The following is a 20,172-nucleotide window of genomic DNA, read 5'->3' on the forward strand; positions in this document are numbered from 1 at the left end:
AATTATATATCCAAACTATATTGGCTGTAGAAGGTGAATGCGTAAACAGCGCAGCACCAATGAAGGGGAGATTATGCCTTGTTGAACGTATAGTCTCAAGTCTTAATCTTTTCAAGCGAATTTTAAACAGACGCTTTTTGTTAAAATGATTTTAGACGGTTGGTCCGATCTAAAAACAAGAACACTAGACAAGCCATGGTAAAGACAGTTAATCCCGCTTGTGTAAACTCATTGATCGATTTACCAATAAAAAAATAGCGCTCACTGTTCCAAAGTTCAGCACTGATATGACGGCTATAGTCTAAAACTGAAAACAGTCCATATAAGATGGACAGGATGACGCTGAGTAGAGCAAATCCTTTGAGTTTAGCTGAGACAGGATGCTGATGTTTATGACGCTTATAATAATGCCAGCACATTCTCACTAGGAACGGCAAAGCAATAATGGATGACCCGATCTGTAAGATAAAATGTAATGGATAACGAAAACCCAGCAGTGAGATGTTCTGAGCCAGCAGTTCTTTGAAAGCAAAGCTTCGAAAATCGAGATGGGTGAGTCCATCCCAGATCAAATGCGTGCTGATCCCCAGTATCAGCGCAAGGCAGCTGAGAAAGCTGAAAGAAATAAAATCATCCAGTGAGTGAATATTTAAAGGATCTTTGATTTCAAGACAGCGATAGGTCACAGGGCGATAGATGAAATACCACAATAAGCAAAAGAATAAGCCAATCGGTAGATTCGGAAATAAGATACCTGACCATTGGTGGGTCAAAGTGATATTTTCTTGGGTAAATAATCGATAAAGATCAGGTGTCATACAGCCAATCGCCAAGGCTGCGACAGGCAAATGACCCTGACTTAATTTAGATAAGGGTGGGGCAAGGACTGCATGTGAAAGTGTAAAAGGCATATCGTTGAAAAACGACCATTCATTGAATCATGGAGAAGCAGTGTAGCAAATGTTCTTTGTTGCACTGTTTTTTATTGCAAAATAAATGAAATGTTATAATATAACAAAAATAACGATCGACTGATTCGAGACACGATATGTCATTTCCACAGAATATTTTGACCTTATCTATTTTAGCTGTTGTATCTGTATCTACGTTTGCAGCAGAAAATGAGCAAGTGACAAGCTTAGAGACAATACGAATTAAAGCGCATCCACTAGAGCAAACATCGAAAGATTTTGCTGTCGCCGATACCGTAGTGGATCAAAAACGTTTACAACAGGGGGCTGTCACCATTGGTGAGGCATTGAGCAGTGAACCAGGGATTTATTCCAATCAATTTGGTGCGGGTTCAAGCCGGCCCGTGATTCGTGGGCAAGATGGGCCACGCGTAAAGGTCTTGCAAAACTCTTCTGAAAACATTGATGTATCGACGCTATCTCCTGATCATGCGGTCACTGTAGACCCTGCACTGGCTCAACAGGTTGAAGTGATTCGCGGACCATCGACTTTGTTATTTGGCGCTGGAACCGTGGGTGGTTTGGTGAATGTGACCGATAGTAAGATTCCAACCAAAATGCCTGAAAATGGTTATGAAGGTAATGTGGGTCTACGTTACAACACGGGTAGTGATGAAAAGCTGGCAACTGCTGGGGTCACCGTTGCTCTGGGTGATCAAGTGGCTTTACGTGTGGAAGGTTTAAATCGTGAAGCCAATGACTATATCGCGCCGAACTATGTGCATGAAGGTGAACGTGAACGCCGTGTCGGCAATACTTTTGCCAAAGGCGAAACAGTGAATGTTGGCCTATCTTGGATTTATGACCGTGGCTTTACCGGAATTTCATATAGCAATCGTCAAGATAAATATGGTCTGCCTGGACATAGCCATGAATATGAGAGCTGTAGTGCCCATCTCTCTGGGCGTCCTCATTTACACTGTGGTGACCATGATCACGAAGACGGAGATGATCACGATCATGGGCATGACGATCACGACCATGATCATGCACATGAGGCAGGGCCTTGGATTGATCTGAAATCTGAGCGTTATGATGTACGTACTGAACTGAATGATCCATTTACGGGCTTTAAAAAGTTACGCGCTCAGGCCAGCTATACTGATTATAAACATGATGAAATTGAAGAAGATACCATTGCGACTCGCTTTAAAAACAAAGGTTATGATGGTCGTTTAGAGTTGGTGCATAATCCAATTGGGCCATGGGAAGGGGTGATTGGAACCCAGTATGGTCAACAAAAATTAGAACTCACTGGTGAAGAAGCGTTCTTGGCACCAAATACGACGAAAAAGTGGAGCATTTTTGCTTTAGAGCATGCACAGTTCAATGATGTCCATGTTGAAGTGGCAGCACGTGCAGACCAACAAAAAATTGATATTGAAGATTCGAGCAAAAAAGATTTCGACGGTTCAGCCTTTTCTGTTTCAGGCGCTGCAAATTGGGAGTTTGCGCCCAATTACAAACTCTCTTTAGTGGCTTCACATCAAGAACGTTTACCTTTAGCGCAAGAGCTATATGCCAATGGTGGACATTTTGCGACCAATACCTATGAACTAGGTAATGATCAATTGAAGAAAGAAAAATCCAATAATGTGGAACTCGGTTTCCATTATGACAATAACAAGTTTGATTACCATGTACATGTCTATCACAACTGGTTTGATGACTATATCTATGCCCAAACCTTAGATCGTTATAAAGATTTCCGTTTGGTGCAGTACACTCAAGATCAGGCTCGTTTCTACGGTGCTGAAGCTGAGGCAGGTTATCAGATCACAGACATGTATAAAGTCGGTGTATTTGGTGACTATGTGCGTGGAAAAATCGACAATGAAAATGCACCGCGAGTACCAGCAGGCCGTCTAGGGACTAAAGTGAATGCTGATTTTGGCGATGGCTTTAGTGGCTCAGCAGAATACTATCATGTGTTCCAGCAAGACAAGATTGCGGCTTATGAGACCGATACTCAAAGCTATAACATGTTGAATTTAGGTGTGGCATATACAGGTAAATATAGTAAGGCTACAGATTATCGTGTATTCCTGAATGCCAATAACTTGCTGGATGATCAGGTTTATCAACATGCGTCATTCTTATCGACCATTCCACAAGTCGGGCGTAATTTCACAGTTGGGGTGAATTTTAACTTCTAAGCGAAGTTAAAATCGAATTGTAAAAAAGCCATTCGCCAGCAGCATGAGATGTTGCTTCGGCGAATGGCTTTTTTATTGAGGAGGTGAATTGTATAGCAGCACTTTATGAATGAAGCTAACTCGATCGCAAGCATTTTTTAGGATGTTCGCGATTTTAACCATATCCCCACTTCTTGTAATACATCGACCAGTTTCTTTAGGTGTTGACCTTCAGCCGTGATGGAATATTCAACTTTGACAGGAACCTGTGCATACACTTCTCTTAAAACAAAACCTTCTTCTTCTAAAAATCGTAGCTCTAAGGTCAGCATCCTTTGCGATATATTCGGAATTACTCGGCGTAGTTCATTGAAACGCATTGGTTTCTCTAACAGAAACGAAATAATAAGCATGCGCCAACGACCACCTAATACCGTCATTGCTTCTTCAACTGAACATCCTGAAATATTATCTTTCATGATACATCTAAGTATATAAAAGTTACCTATATAACAAAATAATGCCTAATTTACAATTTATACCACATCCTGAATAATGATTTTTCCTTCGATATGAGTGATGTGATGATGGACTATAAAGACATTGCAAAAAAAACCATTCAGCATTTGTACGCCGCACATGCTTCGATCAGATCCTCAGGGATAGATCCCAGTTTGATTGCTTTAGCTGAGTTATATGTTTCCCAAATCAATGGCTGTGCCTATTGCTGTGCCTATCATGCACAAGAGTTGAGAGACATGGGCGTTGCACCCGCGCTAATTGATAAAATTCCAGGTTATAAACATTCAAATGCCTTTTCAGAGAAACAAAGTTTGGTCTTGGCGTGGGCAGAAGCAATGACCCATTTATCTGATCAGCTTGAGTCGATTAAAAGCCAGTTGCCTATGCATTTTAATGACAGGGAAATTGTTGAGTTGACCAGTAGTATTGCCTTGATGGGTGGCTTAAATCGATTAAGAATCGCCTTGGGGGAGAAAGTTTAGCTCTTTTTAATATGTCACGCTGGAGTGATGTTGCACGATTAGTTGGAGTAATAGCTTTGTTAGAGCCTATCTGGATACACTTAATTGAATTTTAATTCTGTAAACAATCACTAAATTAGCATTGAAAAATCAAAGCATAAGCTCTAGCCTTAAACCATTAGGCTAGGGCTTTTTTTGTTTATATGCGCATCTTCCAACGAATTCATCGGAAATTAAACTGGTCAGGTCGACGTTACATGGCAGTCATATTGTGTATTTTTGCGATTGGATACATTGCTTCGGCAATTTATCACAGCGTAAAACCACTCCCAAAAGGATTGGATTTTACCGGTCAGTTGCGTCATGCCAATGTGAAATTCTTGGCCGATCAGACCTATATCGATGCACAGGGCCAACAACACGTTGACCAGCATATCTTCAAAGAAGTGTTTCAGTTGATTGATCAGGCACAGAGTACCATTGTGCTGGATATGTTCTTGTTTAATCAGGAAGTAGGGAAATCCAAGGTCAAACAATTTCCTTTGATGCAGGAGCTCACTGATGCCTTAATCGTAAAGCGTCGTTTGCATCCAAATGTCGAAGTTGTGGTGATTACCGATCCGATTAATTCGGTCTATGGTGGGCTAACACCAAAGCATTATCTGCAGTTGCGTCAAGCGGGCGTAGATGTGATTGAGACAAATTTAAAGCCTTTACGTGCTTCAAATCCGCTTTGGTCTGGTTTTTGGTATATCTGCTGTCAAAACTTAGGTAATAATCCTGAGGGCGGTTGGTTAAGCAGTCCGTTTGGCAATGATAAAATTACCTTACGGAGTTATTTAGAGCTTTTTAATTTCAAAGCCAATCACCGTAAAACCTTGGTGGTTGATACTGTGGATGGCTGGAAAAGCTTGGTGACTTCTGCCAATCCACATGACGGTAGTTCGCATCATAGCAATGTGGCCTTGGTGGTGGATGGTCCAACAGCGATTGATGTGTTGCAAACTGAACAAGCAGTGGCCAATATGTCTGATGGTTCTAGCCCATTTGTGATTATGGGCGGACTTGCCGAAGATAAAACATTACCGCAAGTGCAAGTCCTAACCGAAAAAGCCATTTATGATGCCGTTGTGAAAATGATTGAAACCGCCAAGAGCAAAGAGCATCTAGATATGGCGATGTTCTATTTATCGGAACGCAATATCATTGATGCACTCAAGCAGGCGCAGCAACGTGGTGTCAACATTCGTATTATGCTTGACCCCAATAAAGATGCGTTTGGTCGTCAAAAGAATGGCATTCCCAATCGTCAAGTGGCTTCGGAGCTGAATGCAGTTGGTATACCAGTTCGCTGGTGTGATACCCGTGGCGAACAATGCCACAGTAAAATGCTACTCAAATATAATGCTCAGCAAGCGGAGATTATCCTCGGCTCTGCCAACTTAACCGCACGCAACTTAAAAAATTATAATCTTGAAACCGATATGCGCGTGATTGGTGCAGCACAAGCGCCAGTTTTTAAAGATGCAGGGCTGTATTTTGATGCAGCATGGACAAATGCCAATGGCCGTCAAATCACCGTGGATTATGCAAAATATGCCGATGAGTCAAAAGCGAAATACTGGCTGTATCGTTTTATGGAATGGTCGGGTTTATCGACCTTCTAGTTGGCTCTCGGACATAAGCGGATAGAAGGCATTCTAAATACATTAATATATTGAATATTAATGTATTTAGAAGCTAGACAATATAAAAATGGACAATAATAAATGGTTGAGACTTTACAACAAGCTTTGGCATTCAGTTATGGCAACAACGATACTTTAATTGATTCCGTCAAGGCGGTTGAACTTTTCAAAATACTGGTAGAGCAAGAAGATCCACAAGCATTATTTGAACTGGCTTTGTTTTATGATCATGAGAGAGGGGACTGTATGTTGCCTCCGAATATGTATTATCGTGATCAATATTGGCTTCGAGCAGCACGTTTGGGTCATACCCAAGCCATCACTATGCTGTTTGATTTATTCAAAAGAAAAAATACGATTTTCGATACAGTTGGCTATGACAACCACCTTAGCGAGCAACTTTATGAAGAATTACATCAGATTACAGATCAATTAAGCACACAGGGCAATACCCAAGCGCTCCTCATTAAAGGTCGACATGGTGTTTCTTATACGGACATTGAGACAATTCCCTATCTCTATCAAGCTTGGAATCAGGGTGAAAAACTGAGTGCCAGTTTGTATCTGTCACACTGTGATGATGAAGAGTTGAAGCAACTTGGCTTATGTGATACCGAGACATGGACGACCCATTTTGAACATGCACAGCAAGAGCTCATGCATGATTTGGAGCATGCTTTTCAACAAGGACAGATCCAGAAAATCATTGAATTCCTTCGCAGTGATGAGTCCAGCTATATTTCAGAACAAAACCGAGAGCAATTGTGGCAGTGGCGGCAAAAATTTTATCAACAACAGGCCGATTTAGGTGCAGCTGAGGCGTGGCTTCAACTACCAAGATTGGCAGAGACCTCACTCAGCCATTTAAAAATGGCGGCAGAGCTGAAGCAGCCAGTCGCACAATATGCTTACGCTTATGAATTAGATCGAAAAGCGGATCTCAGTGACGATGAATGTGATGAAATTGAACACTATTTTACCCTTGCGGCAGAACAGCAACATGCGCAAGCCTTGTATGAAAAAGGGCGTTATTACACTCAGGATGATCCTGAGCGTGCCAAGCAATATTTTCAGCAAGCCGGCGAGTTAGGTTGTCTAGATGCGATTGAATGGATGGTAACGTTAACGGAACAACAGGAACAAGCGCAATGGGCTGAACTGGCACTTAAATATGGCAGCATTGATAACAAAGTAAAAACGGTTTTAGTTGTGGCTTTAAGAGGTGGTTTGGGGATTCAAGAAAACCATCAACTAGCAGACCAACTGAAATTCGACCTTGAGACGACCAGCCATTGGGATCAAATTTTTTCGCTGGCTTTATCTGCTGCAACACAACGCTATGAGGAGCAGGTACAGCCGAAAATTGAGGCTCTTTTTGATGAAAGCGCTGAACCGTCTGGTTTAAGTCACAGGCTGGTCTCACGGATAAAAAGCTGGTTTAAATGAGTCGGCTGCTTTTTAGCTTTTAATAAGGTTAAATAGGGTGTTTATATTTTGGGGAAGGGTCGGGTTTATCGACGTTTTAATTGAGCATAACGAGGGTTTTACACAATGGCGAAAATTAAACTGACTATTAGACGGGATGAGCAGATTGATTTAGATGTACATCAACTCAATCATTATGCCGATATTGTTGAAATTCAGAGTTGGGCAGAACTCTTGGAATGCTATCTTGCTCTAAAACAGGATGTTTATCCTAAAAAAGTGTTTTTGGTTTTGGATGATGCCGCACAGGCAAAATATACCTCGATGCATGCGGTCGAGGATGACCGTTTGTATGTGGACTTTAGTGATGATCTGAACGGGATTGAGGTTGGTGATCCAAGCTGGGAGCAAAGCTATCAAAATGTCTGTGTTCCAAAGCAATTGCAGCATTATCTTCAACAGTTGAATGATCCTGCACAGCAGCAGCGCTTTGAAAGCCTGGCTGAAAAAATGCAGCATTATGATGAAAATGATTTAGAAGCATTGCTTTATTTCAATCAACATTTATTGATTTCTCTGGACAGTGTCATTGAAGTTAAAGTCGCGGATATTGAAACCGAAGCATTGAAACTAGCGATGCTGCCGAATGGTTATTTTTCCTGTGATTTTGATCCCTTTGAGAACTATGCACTGATTCAAAAAATCCAGCACTATGGTTTTGAGTTTATCGGACTCGGAGCCGCGTTATTAGGATGGATTAAAACAGCAGATTTTAATGCCGAAAAGATTGAAGATTTAATGCAGGATATTGCTTTGATTTATCCTTTAGATTCCGCTCATCAAAAGGCAATGAAAGACCTGATTTTAAAAAATAATCATCTGCTTTTACCTTATTCGGAATCGCCACAAGAATATTTGGGTTATGACTTATCCTGATTTAGAAGGTGAGCTCAACAAGCTGAATGTGAACCTTTGTTTGCTATTCAGCTTGTTGAAAGACCTACATCATCAATAAAAAAATTAAGGGCTTGGCGGGATTAATTGATCTAAATCTTTATCGGCCATCTGATCGAGTTCACTTAAATCTGTTTTGATTTTCCACTGAGCTTCATCATCGACTGGGCTTGGCAGTCGTGCCTCCAGCCAGTCACAGACCACATCAGGCGTGAATTCTGGATGGTTACATTGGATCACCCAAGCCAAGAAATCTTTGGCTTCACCGTTCATATAGGGCGGTGGAGACACTGGGAAGAACTGGGTCGGTAAACGTTCATTGGTGGATAAATAATTGAGTACATGCCCAAGTTCTTGAACGGTTTGCCATGCCAACGGATGCTCAACATCAATATTAAATTTAAACCACCATGCATGCTGACCATCTGCACCATGCGCAACAATACGCGCTTCTTGTACACTTGGCACTTTACAGAAGAATTGATAGAGACGATCAAAATTCATTTCAGCCACAGATGTTGCCTTAAAACCAAAAAATTGATTTTAGCATATCTCGGCAGAGCTGGAGCTCGCTGCTGTTTATCTGTGTAATTCAGCAGTTGATCTGAAAAAATATTATTACAACAGTTGTGCTTATTTTTTATTCTAAAATAGACAGATACGCTGCTTTTAGGGAGATCACGATGAAGCAATTTCAACCTTATATTTATGGCTTGGCGGCTGTATTGAGCTATCTCCCAGTGATGAGCTATGCGGACAATGCTTGGAGCGGCTATAGTGGGGTAGAACGTCGTTCTTATCATCAGACTTCACCTTCCTATCAGCAACCTACACAAGATCCATTCGCTTTTTCGAATCAGCGTTATACACCGACAGCGCCACCGAAAGGTTACTACTATCAACCCAATCAAAATAATTACTATCCTCATCCGAATCATCGACCGGGTGTTCGTGTCGAATATTATCCAGACACACAATATGACAGTAGCTATCGCCGTGAGTCTTTTGTGATTGGCAATGAATTACCTGGTGAGTTTCGGAGCGAGCGCTATGTGATTCGAGACTGGGACTATTATTCCTTACGTGAACCACCGCAGGGTCGGCACTGGGTGGTCGTGGATGGACGTTATCTTTTGGTGACCGATGATAATTTTACCATTGAGATTATTCGCTGATTTTTGATGGTTTTTTAAAATTTAATCTCTCGAGGATTCTCCATAATTTCTCGCTATTCATTACAAAGCTTTGCAATGTCGTGGGTTTTATTCATGCTTTCTCCTTGAGTTTTTCTTAATCTGATTTCAGATCGAAAAACAGAGGATCAAACAATGAAAAAGACCGTAGTATTATTGGTATCAACGCTTATGTTGGGTGTTTCTGCTTCAGCTATGGCGGATTCAAACCGTTGGAATCATGATCATAAAGATCGCTACGACAACCGCTATGATCGTTATGACCACCGTTACGATCATCGTGAGCAGCCGCGTTGGTCAAATGGTGATCGTGGTAATCATTATGGTCAGCGCATTAATTTTAAACGTGGCGAGCGCTTACCTTCAGAATTTCGTAGTAACCGTTATGTAGTTTCGAACTATCGTACCCATCGTTTATATGAACCACCTCGCGGTTATAACTGGATGCAGGTACAAGGCAAATATGTGTTGGTGGACTCGAAATATCGTGTCTTCCGAGTTGCATAACAGATGCATGAACACAGCAGGCGATCCGCCTGCTTTTTTATTTATGCCAGTTCGTCATCTTGTGGTCGAGGGGTTTTATTGGAAGGCAATTGTTGTTCTTGATCTTTACCTCGAATCACAGACGGGTAGTTCCACGAAGCAAAACGCACCACCAAAATTGCCACCGCTAAAATTAGGATCGAACCTGTGGTAATCACCAAATCCATAGAGGCTTTATGATTATGCTGAATATCAGCAATCAATAGACGGGTGAGTGCGGTAATTGCGACATAAATCAAAAAGCGTACGGGCATGTGATTGGTCTTGAAATAAATCCCGACCATGGCACCTAATTCTAAATAGATAAATAACAGTAAGATGTCATCAATGGTGGCGTACTGTTTTACCGTTAGGATTTCAATCACGGTATGCACGGCTGACCATGCAATCATACAGCCGATAATAAATAGGGCTAAATAATGAAAGGCTTCAACCGCGTAGTGCCCGAAACGGTCAAATAGGCGGGGTAAGCCTTCAAGTTTCTCTTTAGAGTTCGACATAGAGATTTATATTCTCAACATGATCATTAGAATGTTATGCAAGTTTTATGCTGACTTTATTATAGCGATAAAAAAACTGCCTCAACCAAATGATTGAGGCAGTTTTTAACATCACGCCAAAATTAAGCTTGGTTTGTGAAGTAATCTTCGCTGAAGTTCATGATCAAGTCAGAACCTGCTTTGATTTTCGCTAAACGCGCATCTAATTCAGGCAAAATACGGTCTACAAAGTATTGTGCTAATGCAACTTTGTTTTGGTAGAAATCACCAGACTTGTCTTTTGCAGCAGCCGCGATTTTTGCAAACATATAGGCGAAGCTGAGTAAGCCGACTGCATGCAAGTAATCAACCGCAGCAGCATTTGGGAAATCTACGTTTTCAGCCGCTTGCTCAATAATGAACTGCGTGATGGCTTCGATTTCAGTTGCAGCGTCTAACGTTGCATCTTTAATGAAGTTTAAGTCTGTATCTAGATCATTGGCAAAGTCACGGATTTCAGTGATGTACTCAGCAATGAATGCGCCACCACATTTAATGGTTTTACGACCAATTAAATCTTGAGACTGAACGCCATTGGTTCCTTCGTAAATTTGAGCAATACGAAGGTCACGGATACATTGTTCCATACCCCATTCACGGATATAACCGTGACCACCAAACACCATTTGTGCATCTAAGGTTGCTTGGAAAGCCGTATCAGTGAGATAAGCTTTTGCGATAGGCGTTAACAGCGCAACACGGTCATTGGCTTTCTTCACTGCTTCTGCATCAGTCGAGAACTTGGTGATATCCAGTTGTTGACCTACGTAAACTGCAAATGCACGAGAAGCTTCGTTATTGGCACGTACATTGAGCAACATACGACGTACATCACCATGCACTAAAATACTGTCTGCTGGTTTGTTTGGTGATTGAACACCTGCTGCGCTACGGCCTTGTAAACGGTCAGTCGCGTATTGTGCTGCATTTTGGTACGCAAATTCAGAAGCACCGAGACCTTGGATACCCATTGATAAACGTTCGTAGTTCATCATTACGAACATTGCAGCAAGGCCTTCGTTTTCTTTACCCACGAGGTAACCTTTGGCACCATCAAAGTTCATCACGCAAGTTGCAGAAGCTTTAATCCCCATCTTGTGTTCGATAGAACCTGGGCCAACTGGATTGCGCTCACCTAAAGAACCGTCTTCATTTAACAGGAACTTTGGAACGATGAATAACGAAATACCACGTGAACCCGCAGGCGCATCAGGTGTCTTGGCAAGCACAAGATGAATGATGTTTTCAGCAAGATCATTATCACCACCCGTGATGAAGATTTTAGTACCCGTAATGTTATACGTACCATCTTCATTAGGTTCAGCTTTAGTTTTGATAATGCCTAAATCTGTACCTGCATGGGGTTCAGTTAAGCACATGGTGCCTGACCATTCGCCAGAGTAGATTTTAGGTAAATAAGTTTCTTTTTGCTCTTGTGATGCATAGCTGTTTAAGGCCATACCAGCACCCACAGAAAGCAGTGGGTAGAGCATGAATGATGGATTGGTCGCGAATAACATTTCATCAGACAATACAGTCAGCATTTTTGGCATTGCCTGACCGCCCCATTCTTCATCAGCACCTAAGCCGATCCAACCACCATCAGCGTATTGACGGAATGCTTCTTTAAAACCTGCTGGGGTGAAAACTTCACCATTTTCCCAACGTGCGCCTTCTTCATCACCCGTACGGTTTAACGGATGTGTCACGTTTTGGGCAAACTTCGCCATTTCTTCTAAAATTGCTTCAGCTGTTGCGGCATCTACATGAGCAAGTTTCTCATTAGACTGCCAAAATTGTTCTGCTTTAAATACATCATTTAAGATGAATTTCATGTCTGCTAAAGGCGCATTGTAAATTGGCATAATCGTTCCCTTCTACGCACAGCTTGATGTGCAAAGTGATCAAATAAAACGAACAAATAAATTGAATCGTATAAATTTAGCATTGATTAAACAAAAAAAGGACGGTCAAAACTGACCAGTCCTTTTTCTGTGATGAACGTTGCATCTCATTCTAAACTATGTTTAGAAAGCGAAGTGTTCCGCATCAAGTTCAAACAATGGCGCAACGCCAGTTGAAAGTACGTCTACATGTGAGCGAACACGTGGCAAGATTTTCTTGAAGTAGAAGCGAGCAGTGGTCACTTTTGCATTGTAGAAGTCAACTTCAGTTGAACCTTCAGCCAATTTCTCTTGCGCAACAAGTGCCATACGTGCCCATAAGTAAGCAAGCGTGACATAACCAGAGAAGTATAGGTAGTCAACCGCAGCTGCGCCCACTTCATCCGGGTTTTGCATTGCACGCATACCGATTTGCATGGTGATGTCGCCCCATTCTTTGTTGGCAGCAGCCAATGGCGCAATGAACTCTTGCATAGCAGCATTGTCTTTGTTTGCTTCAACAAATTTATGGATGATCTTGGTGAAGTCTTTCAACATTGCACCTTGAGTTTGCAAGACTTTACGACCTAACAAGTCAAGTGCTTGAATCTCAGTAGTACCTTCGTATAAGCAAGCAATACGTGTATCACGTACGATTTGCTCCATACCGTGTTCAGAAATGAAACCGTGACCGCCAAATACCTGTACACCGTGCTTCGCAGATTCAGAACCCGTCTCAGTTAAGAATGCTTTTGCGATTGGCGTTAACAAAGACAAAATGTTGTCAGCAAACTTACGCTCTTCTTCAGTTTCGCCTTTTTCAACGATATCTGCATATTGAGCCAATAAGTAAACCAACGCACGACCGCCTTCAGCAAATGATTTTTGCGTTAAAAGCATGTTACGGACAGCTGGGTGAACGATGATTGGATCAGCTTCTTTTTCAGGTGCTTTAGGACCAGAAAGAGAGCGCATTGCCAAACGATCTTTCGCATACGCTAGAGCGCCTTGGAAAGAAGATTCAGATGCAGATAAACCTTGAACCGCTGTACCGATACGTGCTGTGTTCATGAAGGTGAACATACAGTTTAAACCACGGTTTTCAGGTCCGATCAAATAACCTTTTGCTTGGTCAAAGTTAATGACACACGTTGCGTTACCATGGATCCCCATTTTGTGTTCGATTGAACCACAACGAACCGCATTACGCTCGCCGATAGAACCGTCAGCATTCACATGGAACTTAGGCACGATGAATAAAGAGATCCCTTTCGTACCTTTTGGCGCACCTGGTAAACGTGCAAGTACGATATGGATGATATTGTCAGCCATGTCGTGTTCACCGGCAGAGATAAAGATTTTCTCGCCAGAGATTGCATAGCTGCCATCAGCATTTGGTTCAGCTTTAGAACGGATAATACCAAGGTCAGAACCAGCATGAGATTCAGTTAAGCACATGGTCCCTGTCCAAACACCTGAAACAAGGTTTGGCAAGTAAGTGTTCTTTTGCTCATCAGAACCGTGATGTTCTAAAGTACGAACAGCACCGTGAGAAAGACCAGGGTACATACCCCATGACCAGTTTGCAGTACCCACCATTTCAGAGATAGAGATCCCTAAAGAGTTTGGTAATGCTTGACCGCCAAATTCTTCATCAGCAGAAAGAGATGGGAAGCCAAGTTCGATATATTTTTGATACGCTTCTTTAAAGCCTGTAGGTGTTGTTACAACACCGTCATTCCAAATACAACCTTCACGGTCGCCGACTTGGTTTAAAGGAGAAAGTTCATTTTCGCAGAAATCAGCCGCTGCTTCTAAATATTGATCAACCAATTCACGGCTTACAGTGTCTTGAAATGCAGGAAGTTTCGCGTAATGTGCTTCAGCATTTAATAATTCGTGCAATACGAACTGCATATCACGTAAGGGTGCTTTGTATTGTGGCATAGCGGGTTCCTCAATACTGGTTAAACCAGAGTTATAATCTTAGTCAATGATAAATGTGCCCAACAGCACCATTTTGTACTGCTAATCGTGCAACAAGTTATAGTTCGGTACAAGCTTTTACAGGTCATTTCTTAGTGACTGTGAAGTCAAAGTTTATGGTTCAACCTGTTTAAGCGTTTAGATTGTAGGTGCTTTTTAGGCTTTTGAGTGAAACTGCCGAGGCAAAATCGTAAGCAGCTGTGTACTTAAAAATCAATATGCTTTGGTCATAAAAAAAGGCGCTTTAAAAGCGCCGATGAGGAACAGGGAAATTAAGTGCTTGCGTTAGCTTGGCGTTTGAACTGTGATTTGTCTGGGGTAAAACGAACTTCACAGGTGCCTTCAATTACACGCTTATTCCATTGAACATTCACGCGTTCTCCAATCCGCTTTCCTTGACAGGCTTGCTCAATCTGGGCACGTTGTGCTTGATGTTCTTGGCGCATTTGTTCGCGTTGCTCTAAACGCTGTTCACGTTTGGCTTGCCATTCAGCACGTTGTTCTGGTGTAAGTGGCGCACGTTGCATATTATGGCGGTGATGGTCACGATCCATTGACTGTTCCGCTGGTGTGGTTGACTGGCAGGCAGCCAAACCTAAAACAGAACCGAATAGGGTGGTCATCAATACGATTTTTGTCTTGTTCATTGTTTTATCCAGCGTGATCAGTTGTGATTTGATGGTTAAAGATTAGATAATAAAGATGAAGAAACAATGGAGAGTTTTTTTCGACCATGTTGGTTACAATCCACAAATAGAACACTATTGAGAGTCTGCTTTTGAATGTTCGCCGCGTGCCCTTAGCCTTACGCCTGTTTTTAACGGTATTACTGACCACCTTGTTGATCGCAACGATTAGCTTGGGGATTTTGCATTGGACTATGCAAAAGAACTTTGCACGTTATGTTGCCGATGTAGAAATGCAGAAGCTAGACCGTTTGATTGCCAATTTAGGCAACGTCTATACGGTTTATCATGACTGGGGCAATGCCATTCAGGCGCAGATTCTGCAAATTGAAGGGACCGCAGCACCAGATGACTATGACCGTTTGTCCCAGTGGTGGTTGCGCCGTCAGTATGATATTGCCTTACAACAACGTTATTTTAATGACCATACCTTACTCAGTCTGTCTCCAACGCTGGCACAAAATAATGTCGAGATCAAAAATCGGCAGATTTTTAATGATGAAGAATTAAAAATCCTCAAACAAAATTTACCATCGGAATATCAACCCTTTGAAGGCTTACGTTTTCCTTTGAGTCCACGTCAGTTTCGTTTAAAGACAGATAGCAAAGAAGATAAACAAGACAGCAAACTCAATACTGCACCTGTTGAACAGGGCAAAAAGCGCTTTGTCTCGATTCCTGATCGTTTAGGTTTAAGCTCACGACTGTCTTTATACGATGAAAATCAGCAGTTTATTGTGGGGGAACCTGCGACTGATCAAATTTCGTTCCGACCAATTGTCGTTGACGAGAAGGTGGTCGGTTATCTCGGATTAAAGCCAGTACTGGATCAAGATGATGCCTCCAGTATCAATTTTTTTAGTAATCAAAAGCGTTATTTGCTATTAGTCTATGCCTTAACGGTACTTTCCAGTTTGGTTGCGGCATTACTGATGGCGACCTATTTTAAGAAGCCGATTCAACGTTTATTAAAAGCCACCTTGGAATTAACTCGTGGCAATTATCAACATCAAGTGATGATTAAGCGCAATGATGAGCTGGGTGATTTGTCTAATCAATTGAACCATTTGGCTGATATTTTACATCAACATGAAGAATCTCGCCGTCAATGGGTATCCGATACCTCACATGAATTGAAGACCCCATTGGCTGTGTTGCAGGCACAGATCGAAGCGATGCAGGATGGGATTCGTAAAGCCACACCAGAGCATCTCAATGCCATGATGCGTCAGGTCAGTACTTTGAAGAAGTTAACCCAAGATCTCGCTGACCTCGCACAAGCCGATGCCCAACAGTTGAAATGCTATTTTGCTGAAGTTAATCCGTGGGATGTGGTGCTACAAGAAGTTGAAAATTTCAAATCGACATTTGAACAAAACCAGCTTGAAGTGACCTTGTCCGGAGAAGGGGCAATCCTATCTTTAGATCGGGATCGCTTTAAACAGATTATCGTCAATCTATTAGGTAACTGTGTTCGTTACACCGAACAAGGTGGAAAAATACAGATTCACACTCAACAAGATGAGCAACAATGGATAATGTATGTAGATGATAGTCCATTGGGCGTAAATGATGAGCAATTGGCACGTTTAGGCGAGCGCTTCTATCGTGTCGATGATTCGCGTACCCGTAGCACAGGGGGCACAGGTCTAGGTTTGGCCTTGTCATGTAAGTTGGCACAAGCTTTAGGTGGTTCACTGACTTTTGAGCACTCACCATTAGGCGGATTACGTTGTGTCCTAACTTTCCCAAAATCAATTCAATAACTTTTTAGATCCTCTTGTGTTGAGGATGATGGATAGGATGAAAACCATGAAACATATTATGTTGGTTGAAGATGAGGTTGAACTCGCGCAGTTGGTTCGTGACTATTTAGAAGCTGCTGGTTTTGAAGTCAGCATGTTTCATGATGGTCAGGATGCGTATACCCAGTTTCAGCAACGTAAACCGAGTTTGATGATTTTGGACTTGATGGTGCCACGCATGGATGGCTTGACCATTTGCCGAAAAGTCCGTGAACAGTCTGATTTACCGATTATTATGGTCACGGCTCGTACTGAAGAAATTGATCGTGTTTTAGGTTTGAATATGGGAGCAGATGACTATATCTGTAAGCCATTCAGTCCCAAAGAATTGGTCGCCCGTGTACAAGCGGTATTACGTCGTTTAGAGCGTAAAGCAGAGCCTGAACAAAATGATTTATTCCGTATTGATAAAGCGCAGCAACGAATTTGGTATCAACAAAAGGCATTGACCTTAACCCCAACCGAGTTTCGTTTATTAGAGTTATTCTTGGAGCACTTAGGTCAGGTTTACTCTCGTGCGCAGCTACTTGACCATATTAATCCAGACAGTTTTGATGTGGCGGATCGTGTAATCGACAGCCATATTAAAAACCTACGCCGTAAGATTTCAGAGGCAGCGGATACAGGTAATCGCCATGAATGGATTCAGGCAGTGTATGGCGTCGGGTATCGTTTTGAATATCCAGATGAATAACTGCGTTATCTTATTCGATCTTGCGCTGCTTTAGCTTTAACTGATCTCTATATGGAATGAGTTTTACTTAAAGAGCGCATCGTTTTTCTGCGGATAGAGAAACTGAAATAAGATGGAACTTAGTGAGGACAATGAGCGAAGCACTGCAAAAAGTTTTATCCTGTGAATAGCCCTTGCGCTGCTACAACGCCTTGCACTGCTATAGTCGCAGTTCATATCCAAGAAAATGTGGATAGTTTCTACATCTCTTTTCCTTCGTATAGAGAGGCTGACATGAGGTGAGTTTTGATGATGGTAAGGGATGAAGTGTTGGAAAAAGTTTTATCCTGTGGATAACCACAGCGTTATCCACAGAAAATGTGGATAGTTTCGCAAAGCTTTTGTTGAAATTATCTTCTTTTCTGGTGATAACTTCGGTATCCGCTTTTTATAAGCAAAATATTTTTACATTACTTTACAATTGCTTGTGAGGAGTTGTGACGGTGAACTGTGACTGATTTCAGATGATAAACTTATCCTCTGCATAAGCCTTGTGCAGTTTGATCATCGCCTTTATCCGCAAAAGTTGTCCTGAATACGAGTCCCTTTATGGATGAATGATAATAGGGGTGTGATCCTTGACCAATTGCCATATTTCATCCATATCAGAATTGGTTACCGCGATACAACCCAATGTCCAGTCTTTACGAGGCAGATAAGTTGCACTTGTAGGAACGGAGGTGGCTCGTGTTGGCACAGTACCGTGAATCATTACATTACCGCCAGCAGATTGGCCTTGCTGTTGGGCATAAGCGCTATCTTGTTTATTCGGATAGGAAATGTGCAAAGATTTATAATAAGCGCTTTGAGGATTTCGCCAATCGATAGAATAAGTCCCTTCAGGTGTTTTGCCATCGCCTTCAAACTGTTTGTGTCCGATCGGATCAAAGCCTAGACGCATTGGATAACTGCGAATGACTTCCTGTTGATGTTTCAATTGTAAAATGCGCTGGCTTTTAAACACTTCAATTGAGGTCACGGGTTTGTTTTGTTGAAGCTGTTGTATTTCATGGGCTGAAAGAGGCTGATGTGCTGCTCCCACGGTTGGGATGAACTTGCCATACTGGAAATAAGCCAGTCCCAATAACAGGATTAAAATTGCACATCCAATCATTCGCCCAATTTTCATAGATTTTTTCTTCTAAGATGAACAACTGACAGAAATTTCAGGCACATCGCTTGGCAATGGTGCAGTATCTGCTTCTGTTTCTAAATCAGCTTGTTTTTGATAAGGTTGATTCAGCAGCTTAAACAAACGATCAACCTCACTAAAGTCACCACGCTCCGCGAGTTCAATGGCTTTCTGTGCCATGTGATTGCGTAGAATATACTGTGGATTAACCTGTTGCATGGTTTGATTCAATTGATCTATATCTTGATGCTGTCGAATATTTTGATAGCGTATCAGGAAGTCATCAAACTGTTGTATATGGATGCAGTCATCTCTTAATGCTTTGTAATCCTGTTGCTGTAAACGAAGAAAACTTTGGGTGTAATCTAGCTGCTCGGTTTGCATGATACCAAGAAAGGCAAAACTACAATCTAGGCTGTCTTTATGAAATTCTGGCAGCCCCATTTTTTGGCATAGGCCTTGACCATAATATTGTAAGAAGGTCGGCTCAAACCGTTCTAAGCATGCTGCTAGATCGAGTTTGAATTGTTCTTTGTTTTCTGTGCTCGCCAACGGAATTAAATTATTCAGCCATGTCCACAGATTCCAATGACCGATACTCGGTTGGTTTTGATAGGTATAACGACCTTGGTAATCGGAATGGTTGTTAATCCAATTGGGGCGGAAACGTTCCATAAAACCATATGGGCCAAAATCCAGAGTTGAACCTGTAATATTGAGATTGTCGGTATTCATCACCCCATGAGCAAAACCAACCAATTGCCATTTGGCAATCATGATGGCGGTTCGCTCAATCACTGCTTGGGCAAATGCAAGAATTGGATTTTCAGCTTTCAGGCATTCTGGATAGTGCCATTCAATACATTTCTGCGTGAATTCAGCTAATAGCTCAGGAGCATATTGATTGATCCATTCAAAATGCCCTAAACGAATATGGCATTCTGAGGTCCGTAATAGCATCGCACCCAGCTCTAGAGTTTCGCGCTGTACACCTTGTGTCGAGGTGGTAAAACCCACAGCATGGCTGGATGCAACCCCAAGCGCATTTAATGCATGTCCCGCTAAATATTCACGAATCACTGAACGCAGCACCGCACGACCATCACCCATACGCGAGTAGGGGGTTGAACCTGCACCTTTGAGATGTAGATCAATCGTTTCGCCTTGCTGATTTAGGATTTGTGCAATCAATAAGCCACGACCATCTCCTAACTGTCCAGCCCATTGTCCAAACTGATGGCCAGCATAAACCATGGCGAGTGGGGGAAATTCAGCAAAGGTTTTTTGTCCGCTACAGATTTCTACCCAGTTGGCTTTATCTTCTTCGCTCCATTGCAATTCATCAGCCAATGCTTCATTAAAATGACCTGCTTTGGCACCGCGCAATGGACTTGGCTGCTGTTGGTGATAGAGCTTTGGATTGAGGGAAGCATAGCGGGGATTGAATTGCATAACTGAAACATCAGAGAGAGCTGAATCATGACTATAGCAAATATCAACGTGAAATGGGGAA

The 20,172-nt window shown here is 42.1% G+C and carries 18 protein-coding genes; 9 read left to right on the forward strand and 9 right to left on the reverse strand.

The window, feature by feature from the left end:
• Nucleotides 1-140: 140 nt before the first annotated feature.
• Nucleotides 141-911, reverse strand: a complete 771-nt coding sequence (locus F957_RS17185; RefSeq protein ID WP_016540673.1) for a DUF4184 family protein — start codon at nt 909-911, stop codon at nt 141-143.
• 137 nt (nt 912-1,048) lie between these two features.
• Here F957_RS17185 and znuD point away from each other — a divergent pair, with 137 nt between their 5' ends.
• Nucleotides 1,049-3,127: a zinc piracy TonB-dependent receptor ZnuD gene (znuD, locus tag F957_RS17180; protein ID WP_016540672.1), complete on the forward strand. Its 2,079-nt coding sequence runs from the start codon at nt 1,049-1,051 to the stop codon at nt 3,125-3,127.
• Between the two features lie 137 nt (nt 3,128-3,264).
• Here the strand turns inward: znuD and F957_RS17175 are convergent, their stop codons facing one another.
• Nucleotides 3,265-3,585, reverse strand: coding sequence for a winged helix-turn-helix transcriptional regulator (locus F957_RS17175; RefSeq protein ID WP_016540671.1), 321 nt, complete (start codon nt 3,583-3,585; stop codon nt 3,265-3,267).
• Between the two features lie 108 nt (nt 3,586-3,693).
• Between F957_RS17175 and F957_RS17170 the strand changes: the two genes are divergently transcribed.
• The 4 genes from F957_RS17170 to F957_RS17155 all read left to right on the forward strand — a co-directional run bounded on the left by F957_RS17170 (nt 3,694) and on the right by F957_RS17155 (nt 8,138).
• Entirely contained in the window at nt 3,694-4,110 is a 417-nt protein-coding gene (locus F957_RS17170; RefSeq protein ID WP_016660159.1) for a carboxymuconolactone decarboxylase family protein, read from the forward strand.
• 182 nt (nt 4,111-4,292) lie between these two features.
• Nucleotides 4,293-5,756, forward strand: a complete 1,464-nt coding sequence (locus F957_RS17165; protein WP_171068254.1) for a phospholipase D family protein — start codon at nt 4,293-4,295, stop codon at nt 5,754-5,756.
• 102 nt (nt 5,757-5,858) lie between these two features.
• Complete coding sequence (locus F957_RS17160; protein WP_016540668.1) at nt 5,859-7,223, forward strand: SEL1-like repeat protein; 1,365 nt, start codon at nt 5,859-5,861, stop codon at nt 7,221-7,223.
• A 105-nt stretch (nt 7,224-7,328) separates the two neighbouring features.
• Complete coding sequence (locus F957_RS17155; RefSeq protein WP_016540667.1) at nt 7,329-8,138, forward strand: hypothetical protein; 810 nt, start codon at nt 7,329-7,331, stop codon at nt 8,136-8,138.
• Nucleotides 8,139-8,222: 84 nt separating this feature from the next.
• Here the strand turns inward: F957_RS17155 and F957_RS17150 are convergent, their stop codons facing one another.
• The gene (locus tag F957_RS17150) at nt 8,223-8,660 is read right to left on the reverse strand and encodes a hypothetical protein (protein ID WP_016660160.1); all 438 of its coding nucleotides are present in this window, start codon (nt 8,658-8,660) and stop codon (nt 8,223-8,225) included.
• A gap of 179 nt (nt 8,661-8,839) precedes the next feature.
• Here F957_RS17150 and F957_RS17145 point away from each other — a divergent pair, with 179 nt between their 5' ends.
• Nucleotides 8,840-9,331 carry an RcnB family protein gene (locus tag F957_RS17145; protein WP_016540665.1) on the forward strand — a complete coding sequence of 164 codons (492 nt, stop codon included), beginning with the start codon at nt 8,840-8,842 and terminating at the stop codon, nt 9,329-9,331.
• Nucleotides 9,332-9,484: 153 nt separating this feature from the next.
• Nucleotides 9,485-9,856: an RcnB family protein gene (locus F957_RS17140; RefSeq protein WP_016660161.1), complete on the forward strand. Its 372-nt coding sequence runs from the start codon at nt 9,485-9,487 to the stop codon at nt 9,854-9,856.
• Nucleotides 9,857-9,897: 41 nt separating this feature from the next.
• Here F957_RS17140 and F957_RS17135 read toward each other — a convergent pair whose 3' ends face one another.
• From F957_RS17135 to F957_RS17120, 4 genes are all read right to left on the reverse strand, one after another.
• A complete protein-coding gene (locus tag F957_RS17135; RefSeq protein WP_016540663.1) occupies nt 9,898-10,395 on the reverse strand; it encodes a phosphate-starvation-inducible protein PsiE in 498 nt (165 codons plus the stop codon).
• Nucleotides 10,396-10,517: 122 nt separating this feature from the next.
• Nucleotides 10,518-12,299 carry an acyl-CoA dehydrogenase C-terminal domain-containing protein gene (locus F957_RS17130; RefSeq protein ID WP_016540662.1) on the reverse strand — a complete coding sequence of 594 codons (1,782 nt, stop codon included), beginning with the start codon at nt 12,297-12,299 and terminating at the stop codon, nt 10,518-10,520.
• A gap of 162 nt (nt 12,300-12,461) precedes the next feature.
• On the reverse strand, nt 12,462-14,264 hold the full coding sequence (locus tag F957_RS17125; protein WP_016540661.1) for an acyl-CoA dehydrogenase C-terminal domain-containing protein: 1,803 nt from the start codon (nt 14,262-14,264) through the stop codon (nt 12,462-12,464).
• A gap of 311 nt (nt 14,265-14,575) precedes the next feature.
• Nucleotides 14,576-14,950: a hypothetical protein gene (locus tag F957_RS17120; RefSeq protein WP_016540659.1), complete on the reverse strand. Its 375-nt coding sequence runs from the start codon at nt 14,948-14,950 to the stop codon at nt 14,576-14,578.
• Between the two features lie 131 nt (nt 14,951-15,081).
• Here F957_RS17120 and baeS point away from each other — a divergent pair, with 131 nt between their 5' ends.
• Together baeS and F957_RS17110 are read left to right on the forward strand one after the other, a co-directional pair.
• On the forward strand, nt 15,082-16,755 hold the full coding sequence (baeS, locus tag F957_RS17115; RefSeq protein ID WP_016540658.1) for a sensor histidine kinase efflux regulator BaeS: 1,674 nt from the start codon (nt 15,082-15,084) through the stop codon (nt 16,753-16,755).
• A 46-nt stretch (nt 16,756-16,801) separates the two neighbouring features.
• Nucleotides 16,802-17,488: a response regulator gene (locus F957_RS17110; RefSeq protein WP_004652437.1), complete on the forward strand. Its 687-nt coding sequence runs from the start codon at nt 16,802-16,804 to the stop codon at nt 17,486-17,488.
• A 586-nt stretch (nt 17,489-18,074) separates the two neighbouring features.
• Here F957_RS17110 and F957_RS17105 read toward each other — a convergent pair.
• Together F957_RS17105 and F957_RS17100 are read right to left on the reverse strand one after the other, a co-directional pair.
• Nucleotides 18,075-18,656 (reverse strand): L,D-transpeptidase family protein, encoded by a 582-nt coding sequence (locus F957_RS17105; protein ID WP_016540657.1) that lies wholly within the window; start codon nt 18,654-18,656, stop codon nt 18,075-18,077.
• A 12-nt stretch (nt 18,657-18,668) separates the two neighbouring features.
• A complete protein-coding gene (locus tag F957_RS17100; RefSeq protein ID WP_016540656.1) occupies nt 18,669-20,111 on the reverse strand; it encodes a protein adenylyltransferase SelO in 1,443 nt (480 codons plus the stop codon).
• Between the last annotated feature and the right edge of the window lie 61 nt (nt 20,112-20,172).

This window comes from Acinetobacter gyllenbergii CIP 110306 = MTCC 11365, from assembly GCF_000413855.1.
In the GTDB taxonomy this organism is placed as follows: domain Bacteria; phylum Pseudomonadota; class Gammaproteobacteria; order Pseudomonadales; family Moraxellaceae; genus Acinetobacter; species Acinetobacter gyllenbergii.